Annotated in this window: 13 protein-coding genes; 3 read left to right on the top strand and 10 right to left on the bottom strand. The window is 69.5% G+C overall.

The window, feature by feature from the left end; all coding sequences use genetic code 11:
- Nucleotides 1-19: 19 nt before the first annotated feature.
- Nucleotides 20-3,046 (top strand): putative bifunctional diguanylate cyclase/phosphodiesterase, encoded by a 3,027-nt coding sequence (locus tag ACZ5UM_RS08730; RefSeq protein ID WP_464848225.1) that lies wholly within the window; start codon nt 20-22, stop codon nt 3,044-3,046.
- Between the two features lie 82 nt (nt 3,047-3,128).
- On the top strand, nt 3,129-3,449 hold the full coding sequence (sugE, locus tag ACZ5UM_RS08725) for a quaternary ammonium compound efflux SMR transporter SugE (RefSeq protein WP_464848224.1): 321 nt from the start codon (nt 3,129-3,131) through the stop codon (nt 3,447-3,449).
- 12 nt (nt 3,450-3,461) lie between these two features.
- Here sugE and ACZ5UM_RS08720 read toward each other — a convergent pair whose 3' ends face one another.
- The 9 genes from ACZ5UM_RS08720 to ACZ5UM_RS08680 all read right to left on the bottom strand — a co-directional run bounded on the left by ACZ5UM_RS08720 (nt 3,462) and on the right by ACZ5UM_RS08680 (nt 16,454).
- Nucleotides 3,462-4,643, bottom strand: coding sequence for an acetyl-CoA C-acetyltransferase (locus ACZ5UM_RS08720; protein ID WP_464848223.1), 1,182 nt, complete (start codon nt 4,641-4,643; stop codon nt 3,462-3,464).
- Between the two features lie 197 nt (nt 4,644-4,840).
- Nucleotides 4,841-5,704, bottom strand: a complete 864-nt coding sequence (locus tag ACZ5UM_RS08715) for a dimethyl sulfoxide reductase anchor subunit family protein (protein WP_464848222.1) — start codon at nt 5,702-5,704, stop codon at nt 4,841-4,843.
- A 13-nt stretch (nt 5,705-5,717) separates the two neighbouring features.
- Entirely contained in the window at nt 5,718-6,257 is a 540-nt protein-coding gene (locus ACZ5UM_RS08710; protein WP_464848219.1) for a 4Fe-4S dicluster domain-containing protein, read from the bottom strand.
- 3 nt (nt 6,258-6,260) lie between these two features.
- The gene (locus ACZ5UM_RS08705) at nt 6,261-8,588 is read right to left on the bottom strand and encodes a molybdopterin-containing oxidoreductase family protein (RefSeq protein WP_464848218.1); all 2,328 of its coding nucleotides are present in this window, start codon (nt 8,586-8,588) and stop codon (nt 6,261-6,263) included.
- Between the two features lie 328 nt (nt 8,589-8,916).
- Entirely contained in the window at nt 8,917-10,278 is a 1,362-nt protein-coding gene (locus tag ACZ5UM_RS08700) for a SpoVR family protein (RefSeq protein WP_464848216.1), read from the bottom strand.
- A gap of 85 nt (nt 10,279-10,363) precedes the next feature.
- Complete coding sequence (locus tag ACZ5UM_RS08695; RefSeq protein WP_464848214.1) at nt 10,364-10,828, bottom strand: zinc ribbon domain-containing protein; 465 nt, start codon at nt 10,826-10,828, stop codon at nt 10,364-10,366.
- Between the two features lie 169 nt (nt 10,829-10,997).
- Entirely contained in the window at nt 10,998-12,854 is a 1,857-nt protein-coding gene (locus ACZ5UM_RS08690; RefSeq protein WP_464848213.1) for a methyl-accepting chemotaxis protein, read from the bottom strand.
- Nucleotides 12,855-12,988: 134 nt separating this feature from the next.
- Nucleotides 12,989-14,857, bottom strand: a complete 1,869-nt coding sequence (locus ACZ5UM_RS08685; protein WP_464848212.1) for a methyl-accepting chemotaxis protein — start codon at nt 14,855-14,857, stop codon at nt 12,989-12,991.
- A 142-nt stretch (nt 14,858-14,999) separates the two neighbouring features.
- Nucleotides 15,000-16,454: an NAD-dependent succinate-semialdehyde dehydrogenase gene (locus ACZ5UM_RS08680; RefSeq protein ID WP_464848211.1), complete on the bottom strand. Its 1,455-nt coding sequence runs from the start codon at nt 16,452-16,454 to the stop codon at nt 15,000-15,002.
- A gap of 152 nt (nt 16,455-16,606) precedes the next feature.
- Between ACZ5UM_RS08680 and ACZ5UM_RS08675 the strand changes: the two genes are divergently transcribed.
- Nucleotides 16,607-17,539 carry a serine hydrolase gene (locus tag ACZ5UM_RS08675; protein WP_464848210.1) on the top strand — a complete coding sequence of 311 codons (933 nt, stop codon included), beginning with the start codon at nt 16,607-16,609 and terminating at the stop codon, nt 17,537-17,539.
- On the opposite strand, the gene pcaF is transcribed toward ACZ5UM_RS08675, so the two are convergent.
- Nucleotides 17,536-18,738 (bottom strand): 3-oxoadipyl-CoA thiolase, encoded by a 1,203-nt coding sequence (gene pcaF, locus ACZ5UM_RS08670; RefSeq protein ID WP_464848209.1) that lies wholly within the window; start codon nt 18,736-18,738, stop codon nt 17,536-17,538. The two genes, ACZ5UM_RS08675 and pcaF, sit on opposite strands and share 4 nt — an antisense overlap.
- Nucleotides 18,739-18,770: the final 32 nt, after the last annotated feature.

Below are 18,770 nucleotides of genomic sequence, written 5' to 3'. Positions count from 1 at the left end.
GACTGAGGGGGGGCTGTATGTGTCGTCGGTGAGCGCCACCCGCCTGATCATCGTGATCACGCTGGTCGAAGTGGTGACGGGCGTATGCCTGTTCGCGTTCCCCGCGGAACTGCCGACGGGGCTTTACGCACCGCTTGCCCCGGTGACCTCCCGGATGGCCACCGCCCTCCTGACCGGTGGCGTCCTGCTGATCTTTGCCATGCGCTACACCCCGCGCCGGGCCGTGCTGCGGTGGCTCCTGGCGCTGGCTGCCCTCCCCCTCGGGCTGCTGGCCTGGATCATCGGTCAGTCCGGCGGGCTGACCGGTGCCGTCGGGTACGGCCTGCTGGCCCTGAGCACCGTCGCCCTCGGCTGGGCCGAGGCCGCTGAGCCCCTGCCGGCCGCGCTGGGTGCCATTCAGCTGGCCGAGGGGCTGATCTTTCTCGCGGCGCCGGGCGCCCTGGACTCCCCGGCCTACGAGGGGATCCGGCCCATCCTGCCCACGCTGGGCGCCCTGGGCCTGGTGAGCGGCGCCCTCCTCCTCCTCAGGCGGCGGCTTCCGGCGCGCCTGCGTCCCTGGGCGGAGCGGCTGGCCGCTGTCCTGCCGGCGGTGCTGGTGTACAACTTCTGGCAGTCGCGCGCCTGGACCGGCGCACTGCTCTGGACCATTCTCGGCGCAGGGGCCCTGGTGCACAGCCTGCCCCGCAAGGCGGCTGCGGAGGGCGACGGGCAGGCCGGTCTGCGCGACCTGAACGACCAGTGGGCCGCGCAGACCCTGAAGCACACCGAGGGCGTCTGCTGGCTGCTCATCCTGCTGATGGTCGCCGTCGCCGGGGTGCTCGGCGACGAGGCTGCGGCCGCGCTGCCCAACGCCGCCCTGTTCGTGCTGCTGATTGCAGGCGGCCTGGTGCTCTCTCACTGGGGGGACTCGCTGCGGCTCAGCTCCCAGGTCCGGCTCGATCTCCTCCTCTTCCTCCTGGGGGTCGCCATCAGCCTCATGGTCAGGTCCGCGCTCGCGCCGGCCCTCCTGCCGATCCTGCCGGGCATCCCCATGGTCACCGCGGTGACGGGCGGGCAGCGGCGGGGATTCGTCATGCTGGGGACCGTGCTGACCACGCTGGTCGTGACCCACCTGCTGCTGCCGGATGCGCCGCCGTACTCCCCCCTCTTCTACGCCGTGGGGCTGGTGCTGCTGGCCACCATCGGCGCGGTGTGGGTGCAGGCCGCGACCGCGCACCGCACGCTCTTCTACCAGCTGGAGGCCGCCTCACGGGACCTGGTCCTCAACAACGATGAGCTGCAGGCCGCCAACGCGGAGCTGGCCGCGCAGCGGGAGGCCCTCGCCGCGCAGCAGGACGAGCTGCTGCGGCAGCACCGCATCCTGGTGGAGCAGGCGAGGGCGCTGAGCGCCCAGCGGGATGAGCTGGCTGAAAGCGAGGGGCGTTTCCGCACCGCGTTCGAGTCGGCGCCGATCGGCGTCGCCCTGGTCGATCTCGACCTGCGCATCATCCGGGCCAACCCCGCCCTGCACCACATGCTGGGCCACCCGCCGGGGGAGCTGAACGGAATCAGCCTCCGGGAGGTCACCCACCCCGACGACATGGCGGAGCAGGAGGGGCTCCTGGACGCCGTGCGATCGGGCGAGTGCGGGAGCTGCACCCTGGAGCAGCGGTACCTGCACCGGGACGGCAGCGTCCTCTGGGTGTCGGTGAGCACCGCCCTGGTGCGCGACCCGCACGGGGCGCCGCGCTACTACGTCGCCCAGATCATGGACGTGACCGACCGCCGCATGGCCGAGGAGCAGCTCCGGCGGCTGGCCAACTTCGACCCCCTGACGAACCTCGCGAACCGGCGCTTCTTCCAGCGGCAGCTGGAGGCGGCGCTGGCCGACCCGGTCAGCGCCCGCGGCGCCCTCCTCTTCCTCGACTTCGACGATTTCAAGTTCGTCAACGACACCCTGGGCCACCTGGCGGGCGACGACCTGCTGAAGTCGCTGGCCCAGGTGATGTCGGGCATCCTGGGGGGCCGGGGATCGCTCGCCCGCCTGGGGGGCGATGAGTTCGGCGTGCTGGTGCCGGGCGTGGACGCCGCCGGGGCCGAGGCCATGGCGAAAGCGCTGCTGGAGGGCGTCCGCTCCCAGATCGCCAGCACCCACGAATGCCCGACGTGCGTGACCGTCTCCATCGGCATCGCCCTCTACCCGGACCACGGCCGCACGGCGGACGCGCTGATGCTGCACGCCGACCTGGCGATGTACCGGGCCAAGAACAGCGGCGGCGACCGCTACTGCATCTTCTCCCCCGAACAGCCGGGGGTCCTGGACGAGGGCGAGGCCGCCTGGGAGCAGCGGATCCGGGAGGCCCTGGCCACGAACCGGTTCACGCTGCTGTTCCAGCCCATCCTGGACCTGCGGCGGAACGCGGTCACCCAGTACGAGGCTCTGCTCCGCATGGTGGCGCCGGACGGCGCCCTGATTCCCCCTGGTCAGTTCCTTCCGGCGGCGGAGGCATGCGGCCTCATGCCGGAGATCGACCGCTGGGTGATCCGCCGGGCTGTCGAGACCATCGCCGGGCTGCAGGCCCGGGGCCGGCAGATCGCCCTCTCCGTCAACCTCTCCGGCCAGGCGGTGGGGGACCCGTCGCTGGTCCCGTTTGTCCGCGAGCTGATCGAACAGCATGAGATCCCGCCCGGCGCGCTGCGGTTTGAGATCACCGAGTCGGCGGCGGTGGCGGATCTGGACCAGGCGGCATCCTGCATCTCCGCCCTGACGGAGCTCGGCTGCGACTTCGCGGTCGATGACTTCGGATCCGGGTTCTCCTCGCTGCTCTACCTGAAGCGGCTGCCCGTCCGGACGCTGAAAATCGACGGCGGCTTCATCGAGCGACTGCCCGAGAGCCCCGTGGACCAGCACCTCGTCAAGGCCATGGTGGCCATGGCGCGCGGGCTGGGGATCCAGACCGTCGCCGAATACGTGGGATGCGACCGCACCCTGGCCCTGCTGCGGGAGTGCGGGGTGGACGCGGCGCAGGGCTTCCACGTGGGTGAGCCCGGCCCCCTGCCCGCGTAGGCGGGCCCGCGAACCCCGCCTGCGTCGCGGCGCAAGGGGCGCGGGTCTTGTCCCAGAAACAGATTCAGGAGGATCAGAAAACGTGGCTTGGGTCTACTTGGTCGTCGCAGGCATTCTCGAAGTGGCCTGGGCAACGGCGATGAAATACTCCGAGGGCTTCACCCGGCTGCTGCCCTCCGCCGCGACGCTGGCGTTCATGCTGGGCAGCGTGGTCCTGCTCAGCCAGGCGATGAAGACGCTGCCCCTGGGCACCGCGTACGGCGTGTGGACCGGCATCGGCGCCCTCGGCTCGGCCCTGGTGGGCATCGCTCTCCTGGGTGAGCCCCGGGAACCGCTCCGGCTGCTGTGCATCTTCCTCATCTTCGCCGGCATCGTGGGGCTGAAGCTGACCAGTTCGTCCTGAGCGTTCAGCCGCTCACGCCGCCGGGAACGCCTCCACGACGGCGGCAATCCCCTGGCCGCCGCCGATGCAGAGCGTGGCCAGCCCAAAGCGGCCGCCCCTGCGGCGGAGTTCCAGGAGCAGGGTGAGGAGCAGGCGGGCGCCGCTGGCCCCCACGGGGTGGCCGAGCGAGATGGCGCCGCCGTTCACGTTGGTGCGCTCCCGGTCAAGCCCCAGCTCCTGTTCGACGGCCAGGTACTGGGCCGCGAAGGCCTCGTTCACCTCCACCAGGTCGATGTCCGAGAGGGTGAGCCCCGCCCGCTGCAGGGCCCTGCGGCTGGCCGGCACCGGGCCCATGCCCATGTAGTGGGGATCCACCCCGGCGACCCCCCAGCTCACCAGCCGGCCCAGCGGGCGCCAGCCCTCGGCCGCCGCGCGGCTCTCCGAGGCCAGCACCAGCATGGCGGCGCCATCGTTGATGCCGCTGGCGTTGCCGGCCGTCACGGTGCCTCCCGGCTTGAACCGGGCGGGCAGGCGGGCCAGGGCCTCGTACGTCGTGTCCGGGCGGGGATGCTCGTCCTGCTCGAGCCGGGCAGGCGATCCGCGCCGCTGCGGCAGCTCGACCGGCACGATCTCCTCCGCCAGCCGGTCCCGGGCCGCGGCCGCCCGCTGCTGGGAGAGCAGCGCGTACCGGTCCTGGGCCTCGCGGGTGATGCCGTACCGCTCGGCGACGTTCTCGGCGGTGATCGCCATGCCGCAGCCGCAGTAGGTGTCGGTCAGCGTCTCCCAGAGGGCGTCGCCCAGCTCCGGCGTGCCGATGCCCGACCCGAACCGGTTGCGCAGCACATACGGCGCCTGGCTCATGGACTCGGCCCCGCCCACCAGGGCGACGCTGGACTCACCGGCCCGGATGCTGTGGGCAGCCGAGATCGCCGCCTGCAGCCCGGAACCGCAGAGCCGGTTCACCGTCAGCGCCGGGGTTTCGACGGGCACGCCGGCGTAGAGCGCGATGTGGCGCGCGAGGTACGGCGCGTCCCTGCCCGTGTGAATCACGTTGCCCACCACCACGTCATCCACGGCCGAAGCCGGCACCCCGGCGCGCGCCAGCGCCGCCCGGGCGGCCGTCACCCCCAGGTCGACGGCGGAGATGTCCTTCAGCGACCCGCCGAAGGTGCCGAAGGGCGTCCGGGCGCCTCCCAGAATCACGACCTCTTCCACACAAACCCCTCCCCTTCCGTTGCACTTCGCACACATCTGACAGTTTCCTTTAGTTCTATGGATGCGCGGGAATCCCCTCTCCGGCGGCGGGCCGGCCGGCGCGCAGAGACCGCCGCGGAAGGCCGGGGATGCGCTTCGCAGAAAGGACCGGACGCGGCTTCCGCCGCGCCCGGTCCTGGCGTCTGTAAGCTCCTGCACTACAGCCCCCACACGTTGGGGCCCAGAGCCGCAGCGTAGAACACCGCACGGCCCATAAGTTCGCCGGCCAGCGCACCGACCAGCCCGAGGCTCACCACCGAGGTCCGGACGGCGCTCCCCCGCAGCAGCATGGCGCCGGTGACGGCGGCGGGAACCAGCAGCCCGACCACCATCCGGGCCCAGAACAGCCACGTGCCGAATGCCGCCTGCGCCGAGAGGGCCACCACGGGGTCGGCCTGGCCGCGGATGCCGAGATCCGCGAGGCTCAGGGCGATCAGCAGCAGGGCGAACAGGCCCGTCGCTCCGCCGGCCAGCGAGGCCTTGCCGGCGGCCGGCTCCTCCTTCCCGCAGGCCTGCACCAGGCAGACGACGACCAGGCTGCCCAGCAGAAGGGCCGTGGCCAGGAACGCAGCCGTGTTGCCCGCGACGGTCCAGGCCGGCCGGGCGGGCAGGGCGTAGACCATGGCCGTCACCCAGACGCCGGCCAGGCCCAGGGCGCTGCCCAGAATCCCGAGCCCTCGCCGGGCGGACCGCGCGCCGCCCTTCCACCAGAGATAGCTGTACGCCAATGAGAGCAGCGTAAGACCGGTGAAGACCCAGATCTCCCGGCTCAGCCAGGCCGAGCCCACGTTGCGGAACGCCCGCACCGCCCCCATCGGGGAGCCCAGGTGCAGCAGCGAGGCGGCCAGGGCCACGGCCAGCAGCGGGAACACCGCCATGCCGGCCAGGCGCAGCCCCTTCATCGTGCCCGCGTCCTTCTCCGAGACCATCCCTTCGATCAGGCTCACCAGCAGCAGAATGCCAATGGCGGCCTGGCCCAGTACGGTGAAGACAACCAGCGGCAGTTCGTAGACTTCCATCATGTCCTCCCCCTCCCTAGCGGCGGCGGGCCGGCAGCGTGACCAGGACGCTGGGACCGGTCATGCCGGACGGCACGCCCCAGTTCAGCAGCCGGGCCCCGGGATACTTGGCCTGAAGCTCGGAGAGCTCACCGAAGTCCAGCGCATGGCCCGGGCAGGACTCGACGCAGCGGGGCGCCAGCCCCTGGTCGAGCCGCCGCGCGCAGCCGTCGCACTTTGAGACCTTGCCCTCCTCGGGGTCGTACTGCGGAACGCCGTAGGGGCAGGCCATCATGCACATCCGGCAGCCGATGCAGGCCTCGTGGTCCTGGATGACCAGGCCGTCGTCCCGCTTGGTGTAGGCCGCGACCGGGCAGTTCTTCAGGCACTGGGGATCCGCGCAGTGGTTGCAGCCCAGCGAAAGCGTCATGCGGGAAGCCGGCTGCTCCTCGTCGAAGAAGCGCACCCGGCGCCAGCGCACACCGGCCGGCAGGCAGTTCCCGCTCTTGCAGGCAACCTCACAGGTCTGGCAGCCGTAGCAGACCTCCATGTTGACGTAGAAGGCGAGTTGCTTCACCGCCTATGCCTCCTTCCTGACCTCGACCAGCGTGCTGTTCAGCGTGTGGCCGTTGGAGAGCGGCTCGGCCTTGTCGTTGCTGAGGATGGACGAGCTGCCGCCCTCGCTGGACCACCAGCCGTTCTCCAGGCTGACGACGCCTTCGAGGATCCACTCCGTGACCTCCACCTTCACCCGGATCTCGCCCCGGTCGTTGAACACCACCACGTAGTCGCCGTCCTGAATGCCCCGGGCCTCGGCGTCGCTGGGGTTCATCAGCAGGGTGTGCTCCCGCTTGGCGACCTCCTTCAGCCAGGGCACTTCGCCGTAGCTGCTGTGCACGGTGCGGTGGTTCTTGCGGTTCGTCAGCTGGAGCGGGTACCTGGCCGCCAGGGCCTGGTCGCCCTCCGGCGATTCCGCGGGCACGTAGTAGCGGACGACGGGGTGCAGCCCCTGCGCCTTCCAGTCGGGCACGAAGAGGTGCAGGCGAGTGGTGGGCGTCTTGAACACGCCGCCCTCGAAGGGCACGTAGGGCTTGGGCATGAGGTTGACCGGACCGGATGCCCGCAGGCTCTCCACGGTGAGGCCCACCGGAGCGAGGACGTTGTTGCACATCTCCTCGTCGGTCAGGTTGAAGACGTCGGCGAAGTCAAACCGCTTGGCCAGCTCCCGGAAGATCCAGGAGTCCTGGCGCGACTCGCCCTGCGGCTCCACGCCCCTGTCCATCAGCTGGACGAAGTGGCTCCGGATCCCCGTGGAGGCCAGCACGTCCAGGTTCTCGAAGGGGAGGGTGACCGGCAGCACCAGGTCGGCCCACTCGGTGTCGGAATCCATCCGGGGATGGGCCACGACGACGAAGGGCGTCTTCTTCAGGGCCTGCTGAACCTTCCTCGTGTTGGGATACTGGGTGGTCACCGACGTGTTGGCGATCCAGATCAGCCCGATCTCGTGGGGCTTGTTCTGGAGCAGGTACTCGCCCAGCGACGGGGCGGGGATGCCGGGAATGGGGTCGGTCGGGGCGCTGGGCACGGCCGCGCCGAACTTCACCAGCTGGGTGACGCCGCCGTTGTCGAGGACGCCGGCGCCGGGCATGCCGAAGTTGCCCGTAAAGGCGTTGAGGTAGATCTGGCTCAGCACGGTGTAGGTGCCGAACTCGGTGCGCTGCGCGCCGGACATGTTCTGCACGATGGCCATCGGCTTGGTCCCTGCGATCTCGCGGGCCAGCCGGACCACGGTGGACGCGGGAACCCGGGTGATCTCCTCCACCTTCTCGGGGGTGTACGGTTCGACCTCGGCCGCGATCATGTCGAACACGGTCAGGTAGTCCCGGTGGCCGGCCAGGGACAGGACGGGCTCAGCGCCCTCGGTGTCGTACGGGACGGGCTGGCCGGTCCGGCCGTCCATCACCAGGGGTCGCCCCTCCGCATCGGCGAGCTGGTCGCCGGTAGCCCGGTTCAGCAGGAAGGCCGCGCCAGTCTTGGTGAGGAGGAAGGGCTCGTCGTAGATCTTCTCCTTGATGATGACGGCCAGCATGCCCATCGCCAGGGCGGTGTCGGTGCCCGGCTTGATGGGCACCCACTCGTGGGCCTTGGCCGCGGTCTCACTGAAGCGGGGATCGATCACCACGAGCTTCGCGCCCTTGCTGATGGCCTCCGCGTACAGCTTCCAGTAGCCCTGCATCGTGACCGCGGGGTTGTTGCCCCAGCAGATGATGTACTTGCTCTCGGTCAGGGTATCGCGGAACTCGGTGCGGGCGCCCAGGGTGGGCGTCATGGCCGCGGTCACCGCGTTGCAGCAGAGGCCGCCGACGGTGCGCGTGCAGCCCCCGAGGTAGGAGAAGAAGGCGGGACCGACGCTCATGGCCAGCGACGCGAAGTTCCCGGAGCCGCCCATGTAGAGAATGCCCTTCGGGCCGTGCTTGTCCAGGGTCTCCCGGATCTTCTCCGCGATCAGATCCAGCGCCTCATCCCACGAGATGCGCTGCCACTTGGGGTTGCCCTTCTCGCCCACGTTCAGGCGGGGATAGAGGACGCGGTCGGGCCCGTACATCATCTGCACCCGGGAGCGACCCCGCAGGCAGGGCTGCGTATTGTGCTTCGGATGACCCTTGATGTTGATGACCTTGCCGTCCTGGATCTCCGCCACCAGCGAGCAGTGAATGCACTCGAGCGTACAGCTGGAGACCACTTCGGTGATCGGCGACTCCGGCGCGGCCGCCGCGGTGGACGGCTTCCGGCCGATCTCAAGGGCGCCGGCTCCCAGCACAGCAGCGGCACCGCCGACTGCGCCCGCGGCCTTCAGGAAGGTGCGCCGCTTCATCCCGATGGGCTGCTGTCCCTGGTTTTCAGCCACGATCTACTCCTCCTCCGTGTGGTGGTCGCTGGCAAGGCAGGACGGATGTCCCCACGCACCCGTTCGGACGCCTGCAGTTGCCGCACTCGCATTTTTTCATAATGTAAAGAAGTCGGGTAGTCATCGGCCGGACAAAGATTCCCCCATCACTAAGGCGGATGCGGGGCGGCCGGTTTGATCCAGGGAGCCCAGCCGCGGGCTGGGCAGATGCGGTTGGGTCGCGGCGGACCGGGCCAGCCCGTTCTGGCCTGCCACTCCGGGATGGCGCCCGGGTCCCTTCTCGCCAGTTACAAAGACCTACGGGGACGGCTTGCGCCGTCCCCGCCTGTCACAACCTCTCTTGCTTTACCTTTTCGCCCTCGCAGGTAAGCCGCGTCGGCCTGCCCTCCACCACCGTCTCCAGGTGAACCGGCCTCCCCCAGATCTGGTAGAGGTACTGCATGGTCTTCTCGGCATACGGCAGGTCGAGGTCGCGGCCGTCGTGCTGGTGGCGCAGGAGCAGCTCCTTCCGCCCCTTGTAGTCGCCGTCCTCCACCACAATGTAGGGGTGGCCGAAGTTGGTCATCGCATCGCAGAGCGCGTCCCGCACCCGCTCCCACTGCTTGTCGGTGATCTTCCACGCATCATCCTGCAGCTCGTAGACAAACAGGTCCAGGTCCCTGCACAACTCCTCGGTCAGGTAGGTGCGCAGGAAGGAGACGTCGTTTTCCATCTCCCGCACTTCGAAAATCTTGTCGCGCCCGAACCGCTTCTCGATGTCCTCGAAGACCTTCAGGCCCACGTAGTACGGGTTGATGCGCGTGTGGCCGGGCGTGCAGACGGCCGAGTGGAGCTTGCCGAACTCCACGAACTCCTCGTCGGTGAGGTCCAGTTCCCGCATGATGCGCATGTGCCAGAACGACGCCCATCCCTCATTCATGATCTTCGTCTGCATCTGCGGCACGAAGTAGAGCGACTCCTCGCGTACGATCGCGAGGATGTCCCGCTGCCAGTCCTCCAGGTGGTCGGCGTGCTCCAGCAGGAAGAGCAGCAGGTCCTTCTCCGGCGCAGCGGGCACTTTCTTGCGCGCGGGCCGGCGCGGCTTTGCCTTCTCCCGCCGGTCGCGGGACTGCTCCCTGGGAAACAGGTCGTCGTAAGGCCCCTCGCCGGATGCCTGGGGAGCCTCCTGCTCGGGCTCCTGCGCCTCCCGCCGGGGGTACGGGTCGATGTGGTCGGCGATGGAGAGCACGGCATCGAGGAACCGCTCGACCTCCAGGTCCCCTTCTTCGATGCCGTACTGCCGGATGCGCTGGGCGTTCTGGCTGACCGTCTCCAGCATCTGGCGGTTGGTGGGCGAGAACCAGATGTTGTGCTTGAAGAAGTCGGTGTGGCCGAAGACGTGGGCCACGACGAACTTGTTCTGCAGAAGCGAGTTGGTCTCCAGCAGGAAGGCGTAGCTGGGGTTGGCGTTGATCACCAGTTCGTAGATCTTGCTCAGGCCGTAGTCGTAGGAGGCCTTCATCGTGTAGTACGCCTTGCCGTGGGTCCAGTGGCTGAACCGGCCGGGCAGCAGATACGCCCCGAACTCGTACAGGATCGTGGCCGGCACGATCTCGAAGTGGGTGGGGAACGGATCCAGGCCCAGCCGCCGCGCCGTCTCCCAGATCTCCCCGATCGCTTCCTCCAGGGCCGGCAGGTCACGGTCATCCATGGGGCTGTCTCCTCCCTCCCGATGGGGTTCTTACATTTTATGCCCCGGCGGGGTGGGGAGTACAGGTACGCTGAATCCCAGACCGTTACAGAGGCGAACCGCACTGGTCGCAGAACCGGGCGTCCTCATCGTTGAGCGCCCGGCACTTGGGGCAGCGAACCTTCACCACCGTCTGCGGCGCGGGCGAATCTGACGCGGCGGAAGGCCGCACCTCCCCGAGGGCGTCCTTCACCAGGCCGCCCGCCGTGCGGGCCCATGGGCTGAGGTCCTCCCGGGCCTTCTCCGGGTCGAGCACGAGCCCGGCGCCGGCGGCTCCCCTGGCGCCGACTCTCATCATGAAGCTTCCGATCGACAGCAGCACGATGCCCCCGACGCCCCGCAGCATCATGCCCTGCATGCTGGTCAGGGGGTCGGCGAAAAAGGGACCCGAGAAGAAAGTGGATGGGACGATGACGAAGTTGGAAAGAAACAGCAGCCCGCCCAGCACCATGATGCCCATGCCGCCGTAGTAGACCGCCTTCCGTTCGGGTGAGATCTGTGGCTTCCGCATCCGGACGCATCACTCCTATCCCTTGCTGCGCTCCCGTCAGACTATAAGACTCGCGGCCGGTCCTCTCAGGTTCAGACCGGTCCGCAGAACAGCAAGCGGCACCGGAATTTCCGGTGCCGTTGTGTGTGCGCAAGTCCACAGTGATCACGCTCCAGGCGCCGTTCCCTGGCTAGAGCCGGAACTTCTCCACCTGCGCCTGCAGCTCCTTGGCCGTCGCCGCCAGGCTCTGGGCCGACGCCGCGATCTCCTCGGCCGTCGCCGTCAGCTCCTCCACCGACGCCGACACCTCCTGCGCGGCCGCCGCGTTGCTCTGCGCCACCTCCGTGATGCGCGCCACCGCCTGCGTCACCTCGTTTGCCCCCGCCGCCATCTCCTCGGTGGCCGCCGTGTTCTCCTCCGTCAGCGCCGCCATGTCGTTGAACGTCTGCAGCACCCGCTCCGAGTCCTGCCGCACCTGCGTCGCCGACTCGGCAATCGCGGTCACTTGGGCCGCCGCCCGGTTCAGCGTCGCCAGGATCTCCGCCAGGGCCTCCCCGGCCTGCGCCGCCATCGCATTCCCCTGCGCCGCCCGGGCCGTCCCCTCCTCCACGGCCTGCACCGCTTCTGCCGTGCTCGCCTGGATCTGCTGCACCAGCTCGCTGATCTCCCGGGTCGACGCCGCCGACTGCTCGGCCAGCTTGCGCACCTCGTCCGCCACCACCGCAAAGCCGCGGCCGTGCTCCCCGGCCCGCGCCGCCTCGATCGCCGCGTTCAGCGCCAGCAAGTTCGTCTGCTCGGCGATGTTGGAGATCACCTGGGTGATCGCGCCGATCTGGCCGGAGAACCGCTCCAGCTCCCGGATCCGCTCGGCGATGCGCTGCGAAGCCTCCCCGATGCGCCCGATCTCTTCCAGCGTCCGGCCCAGCACCTCGGCGCCCGCCTCAGCGCGCTCCACGGCAGCGGCCGCCCGCTCAGCCGTCGCAGTGGCGTCGGTGACCACCTGGTCCAGGTGCTGCGCCATCTCGTGCAGCAGCGTCGACGCCTCCTGCACCTCCGCCGCCGACCGGGTCGCGCCGGAGGCGATCTGCTGAATCGCGTCCTGCAGCTGGCTCATCGTGGCACTAGCCTGAGCCGTGGCGCCGGCCTGCTCGGATGCCCCGGCGGCCACCTGCGCGATGGCCTGCGCGGAGCCGGAGGCCGCCTGCGCCGACGATTCCGCGGCGGTGGAAAGCTCGTGAGAGGCGCTGAGTACGCTCGCGGTGCTGGCCCGCACCTGCCGGAGCATGGCGCGCAGGCCCTCCAGCATGCGGTTGAAGGCTTCCGCCATCTCGCCCAGTTCATCGCGGTTTCTCACCGACAGCGGCTCCACCGTGAGGTCGCCCTCGACCATCCGCGCGGCACTCCGCGCGATGGCCGTCACCGGAACGGCCACTTGCCGGCCGATGGTCACCGCGATGATCACACCGGCGATCACGGCCAGCCCGGCGGCCCCGCTCATGACCCAGCGTGCCTGCCGGTCCGTCTGCTCCACCTGCTCCCGGGTCGCCTCCCCCATCTGGTCACCCAGGGCGATCAGATCCTCGACGCTCGCGAGGAACCTGCTGCGCAGCGGGGGCAAGGTGCTGGTCACCATGGACTGCACCACGCCCGGCGACAGCGACTCCTGGCTGAAGAGCTGTGCAGCCGTGGCCTGGTAGGCATTGTGGGCCTCCCTGACCTGCCGCAGGATGTCTTCCCCCTCTGCCGTATCCACCAGCGCCTCGATCTCGGCCAGACTGGCTTCCAGCTGCTCAGCCGCCTTCCTGTACTCCTCCTCGTAGGCGCGGTTGGCGGTCAGCAGGAACTGGTTCAGGGCCCGGGCCTGTTCCGTCATCAACTGCTGCACGATGCGCGCCTGGAGCTGCATGTGGTGTATGCGCACAGACAGGTCCTCGTATTGCTCCACCACTTGGTTGAGCGCGGTGAAGGCCACCGCGGTCACGCCAGCCAGGAGGAGCAGGATCGACAGGAATCCTGCAAGCAGTTTCGTGCGCACAGTGAACCTCATCGGTGAAACCTCCTCAGCCCCCGACACCACCACCATTACATTAAATAAGGTATCATGGTACAAGCTGGATGTTCAAGCATGTACATATTGTGCCGCCCTTCCACGGGGAAGGGCGGCGTGTCTGCGGTGCAGCGTCAGACCTGGAAACGCTCCACCTTGCTCTGCAGTTCCCGGGCGGCGTCGGCCAGCCCCCGGGCCAGCGAGGCCACCTGTTCGGAGGCGGCGGTCAGCTCCTCCACGGCGGCCGACACCTGCTGGGCCACGGCCGCGTTGTCCTCGGAAACCCTGGCGATGAGGTTCACCGACTCCGTCACCTGGCCGACGCTCGCCGCCATCTCCTCGGTGGCAGCGGTGTTCTCCTCGGTCATGGCCGCCACATGGTTGAAAGTCTCGATGGCGCGGGCGGCCGAGCGCTTGACGAGCCCGGCCTTGCGGGCGATCTCGTCCATCTGCGAGGCGGTGTGCCGGGCGACGGCCAGGAGTTCACGCAGCGCCTCGCCGGCCTCGGCCGCCAGCTGGTTGCCCGCCGCCACCCGCTGGGTGCCGGCGTCCATCGCCTGCACGGCCTCGGCCGTGCCCTGCTGGATGTTGCGGATCAGTTCCGTGATCTCCTGGGCGGACGCGGCGGACTGCTCGGCCAGCTTGCGCACCTCCTCCGCCACCACGGCGAAGCCGCGGCCGTGCTCGCCGGCCCGGGCCGCCTCGATGGCCGCGTTCAGGGCGAGCAGGTTGGTCTGGTCCGCGATGCCCGAGATCACATCGGTGATGGCGCCGATCTGCCCGGAGTACCGCTCCAGGGCCTTCATCCGCCCGGCCGCGTCCACGACCATCCGGCCGATCTGCTGCAGTTCCTCCAGCGTGCGCCCGACCACGTCCGCGCCCGCCTGTGCCCGCTCCACGGCCCGCCCGGAGGCTTCCGCGGTCCCGGCTGCCGTCTCCGCCATGTCGTCCAGCTCCCGCGCCATGCCGTTGAGCAGGTTGGCCGCCTCCTGCACCTCCGCGGCGGCCTGGCCCGCCCCTTCGGCGATCTGCGCAATCGCCTGCTGCATCTGCGCCGCGCTGGCGTTGACCTGGGTCGTGCGCTGGGCCTGCTCCGACGCGCCGGCGGCCACCTGGGTCATGGCCTGGGAAGAACCCGAAGCCGCGGCGGCTGCCTGGTCCGACGCCGCGGTCAGCTGCCGGGAGGCCTCCAGCAGGGACCGGGAGGTGGCGCTGACGCCGGTCACCAGGGCCCGCAGGCTGAGCAGCATCTCGTTGAAGGCCCGGGTGGTGTCGCCGATCTCGTCGCTGCTGGTCACGGGGAGGGGTTCGATGCGCAGGTTGCCCGCCGCGATCTCGGACGCGGCCCCCGCCAGCCGGCGGATGGGGCGGATCAGCGTGCCGGCCACCACCTGGCTCACCGCGAAGCCCACGATCAGGGCGAGGACGGCCGCGCCCACGATGATCATGCGGGCCTGATCAGCCGTCTCCCCCATCGTGACGAGGGCTTCGGCGGCATCCTGCTCCAGCACGGCGGCGATCCGTTCCGCCTCTTCAATCGTCCAGTTGATGCTGGGGATCAGCTCCGCCTCGAGGACCGCGAGCGCCTGCCCCTGGTTGCCGTCCAGCGTGTGCTTCTGAATGCGCTCCACCAGTCTGCGGTGCTCGTCCTGCTTCGCCTGGAGGGCACGGAACTGCTGCCGCAGCTGGTCATCGGCGGCCAGGTCCGTCATCCGGTTCAGCGTGCGGGTCAGGTTCGCGTAGGTCTCCTCCAGGCTGTCCAGGTCCTGCTGCCGGGAGAACAGGATGTAATTGCGCACATGAATGGCCTGGCGCAGGACATCCGCCCGGACCGTCTGGCTGCTGCGGGCCAGCTCCTCCAGACGCCCCGACCGGTCCAGATCCGCGATGACCCGGCCGATGGACTGGTAGCTCAGCAGCCCTACGATCGCGAGGATCAGGATGAGCACCGCCGGCGAGGTGAGCATCTTGATCAGGATACTGACACGTATCTTCCGCCGCATAATGTCGCCTCCAGCATCTCCACAACAGTCGGCCAGTGCAGCGCCTTCCGCGAATTCGGCTGAATACACAAACAATCCCTGCCCCCATGGTAGGGGGCAGGAGTTACAGACGAGTCACAAACGGGGCGGAGACACCCATCCCCTATTCATCGAGCACGACCGAGAGGTACTTGTACTCCAGATAATCATCCAGCCCGTGGTGACCGCCCTCTCGCCCCATGCCGCTCTCCTTGACGCCGCCGAAGGGCGCCTGCGGAACCGCCAGGAGCGAGTCGTTCACGCCCACCATCCCGTACTCCAGCGCCTCGCTGACCCGCACGGTGCGGCCGAGGTCGCGGGTGAAGACGTAGGCGGCGAGGCCGTAGTCGGTGTCGTTGGCCCGCCGGATCACCTCTTCCTCCGTGCGGAACGTCAGGATCGGCGCGACCGGACCGAAGGTCTCCTCCCGCACGATGCGCATGTCGTCGCTCACCCGGTCGAGCAGCGTCGGCGCGTAGAAGAACCCCCGGTCAAACGCGGGTCCGGTCATGCGATGGCCGCCGGTCAGCACACGGGCCCCCTTGCTGCGGGCGTCGCTGACGTGTTCCTCTACCTTTATATAGGCGGCCTCGTCGATGAGCGGCCCCACGCTGGTGCCCTCCTCCATGCCGTTCCCGACCCGCAGGCTGCGGACCGCCGCCACCAGCCGCTCGGTGAAGGCCTCGGCGACGGACTCCTGCACGTAGATCCGGTTGGCGCAAATGCAGGTCTGCCCGGCATTGCGGAACTTGCTGGTCACGGCGCCCTTCACCGCCGCGTCGAGGTCGGCGTCGTCGAAGACGATGAACGGGGCGTGCCCGCCCAGCTCCATGCTGACGCGCTTCATCTGCGCCGCCGCGCCCTGCATCAGGTACTTGCCCACCTCGGTGGAGCCGGTGAAGGAGATCTTCCGGACGAGCCGGTTCGAAAGGAACGCCTGGCCGACGGACGCCGGGTCCCGGGTCGTGATGATGTTGACCACCCCTGCGGGCAGGCCGGCCTCCTGAATCAGTTCGGCGACGAGCAGCGCGCTGAGCGGGGTCTGCTCGGCCGGCTTCAGGACGACCGTGCAGCCGGCCGCCAGCGCCGGCGCGATCTTCCGGGTGACCATGGAGGACGGGAAGTTCCAGGGCGTGATGGCGGCCACCACCCCGACCGGCTGCCGGAGCACCCAGATGCGGGTCCGCCGGGACGAGCTGGGGATGATCTCGCCGTACACGCGCCGGGTCTCCTCGGCGTACCAGTTGAGGTACTCCGCGCCGTTCAGCACCTCCCCCCTGGCCTCAGCCAGGGGCTTTCCGTTCTCCTCGGTCAGCGCCCGGGCGAGCCGGTCGGCGTTGGCCACGATCAGGTCGTACAGCTTGCGCATGTACCGGGCCCGCACGTGGGCCGGAAGCGAGGACCACGCCGCGAAGGCCCCGTGCGCCGCCTCAATGGCCGCCCGGGCGTCCTCCGGACCGGCGTCGGGGACGGTCGCCACCACCTCCCCGGTCGCGGGGTTGGTCACCTCGAACCGCCTCCCGCTGACCGCCTCACGCCACTCACCGCCGATGTAGAGCCGGAAGCTCTGCGCAGACATGCGCCACCCTCCTTTTATTGTCGCGCTAATCATACAGTTTTCGGGGATCCGTGTCAATCGTGGTCTTGCGCGGGCGATCGGTCCTCCCGGGTACGGCGTAGCCATTCTCCAGCACGGGCGATTATATTTATGGATGAAGGAGTGTGACAGGCGTGCGCACCCGAACCGCACTGTGGGCACTGCTCGCCGTGCTGACCGCCGGTTTTCTGCACACGCCCGCGGCCGCGCAGGCGCCCGCTGCGCTCCCTGCTCCGACCGCCGGCCCGTTTCCGCCCGACCGGATCGCGGAGGCCGTCAGCCGGGCGATGGCCGGTTTTCCCGGGGAGTACAGCGTGGCGCTGGAGGACCTTACCACGGGCCAGCGGTGGCTGTACAACGCCGACAAGCTCTATCACCCGGCCAGCACGGTGAAGCTGCCGGTCGCCCTCTATGCCCTGGAGCAGTACCGGGCCGGGAAGATCGGCTGGCAGGATCTCATCGAATACACCCCGGACGACTTCGAGACCCCGGGCGCGGGCGCGTTTGAAACCGCCGAGTTCGGCGAGCTCTACCCCATTGAAGACCTGGTCAACCGGTCGCTGACCTACAGCAACAACGTGGCCGTCAACATGCTGGGGCGGCGTTTCGGGTGGGGGAGCATTGAACTCTGGACCGAGACCATCGGCGGCCGGCTGCGCCACGAAAACCGGCTCCCGCTCGCCAGCGCCCGGAGCGTGCTGGCGTGGTGGCGCCACCTGCACCGCCTGTCGCTGGAGGACCCCGAGCAGGCCACACGGGTCGTCCGGCCGCTCATGGAGGCGCCCTACCGGGACCGGATCACCGCGGGCCTGCCGGAAGGCGTGCCGCACCTGCACAAGTTCGGCTCCTACGAAGGGAACTACCACGACTCGGGCATCATCTACACCACCCGGCCCTACATCCTGGTTGTGCTCACCGCCGGTGCGCCGCTGGAAGAAGCCGATGCAGCCATCGCCCGGGTATCTGCCGAGATCTACCGGGTGATGGCCGCACCGCAGCCGATATCGCCGGCGCTGCTCCGAACGTCGGAGGCGCTCGCGAGCTTCGTCGGGCCGGTGGATTTTTAGACGGCGCCCTCGACCACCATGGCGATCCCCTGCCCGACTCCGATGCACATCGTCGCCAGGCCGTAGCGGCTGCCCCTGCGGGCCATCTCGTGCACCAGCGTCGTCAGGATGCGCGCCCCGCTGCAGCCCAGCGGGTGCCCGAGGGCAATCGCTCCGCCGTTGACGTTGACCCGGGCCGGGTCGAGCCCCAGTTCCCGGATGCAAGCCACCGCCTGCGCGGCGAAGGCCTCGTTCAGCTCGATGAGGTCAAGCTGACCGGTGGAGAGGCCGGCCCGCGCCAGCGCCTTCCGCGTCGCCGGGACCGGGCCGATGCCCATGAGCGACGGGTCGACGCCGGCCACCGCCGTGGCCAGGATTCTGGCCATGGGCGTCAGCCCCAGGGCCTCGGCCCGCCGGGCCGACATCACCAGCAGCGCGGCCGCCCCGTCGTTGATCCCGCTGGAGTTGCCGGCGGTCACGGTCCCGTCCTTCCGAAAGGCCGGGGCAAGCCGGCTCAGCTTCTCCAGGGTGGTGTCCGGGCGCGGGTGTTCGTCCCGGGTGACCAGCTGCGTCCGGCCGTCCCGGCCGGGCACGGGCACGGGCACCAGCTCGGCGTCGAAGCGCCCCGCCTGCATCGCGGCCGCGCACCGCATCTGGCTCTGCAGCGCGAACCGGTCCTGATCCTCCCGGGAGACGCTCCACCGCTCGGCCACCCTTTCCGCCGTCTCGCCCAGGCTGAGGGGCGGGTACCTCTCCGCCAGCCGGGGGTTCACGAACCGCCAACCGAGGGTGGTGTCATAGACCTCCGCCTGGCGCGCCCAGGGCGCCGCCGCCTTGGCCATCACAAAGGGCGCCCGGGTCATCGACTCCGTGCCCCCGGCGATGAAGATCTCACCCTCGCCGCACCAGACCGCCCGCGCGGCCTGCGCCACCGCCTCCAGGCCCGATCCGCACAACCGGTTCACCGTCACGCCGGGGACCGTCTCGGGCAGGCCGGCCAGGAGCACGGCCATGCGGGCCACGTTCCGGTTGTCCTCCCCGGCCTGGTTGGCGCACCCGAAGTAGACGTCATCGATGGCCTCCGGCGGGACGGCGGGATTCCGCTCCGTGAGCGCCCGGATCACCACCGCCGCGAGGTCATCGGGGCGCACGTCGCGCAGCGCGCCGCCGTACCGGCCGATGGGCGTGCGCACTGCATCCACGATGACGGCTTCTGCCACAGGCGTTCGCCTCCCCCCAACAGGCACCGGCC

The organism is Symbiobacterium ostreiconchae (assembly GCF_055396975.1).
The sequence above is the reverse complement of the archived record's forward strand: the minus strand, read 5'-3'. Positions and strand labels throughout refer to the sequence as shown.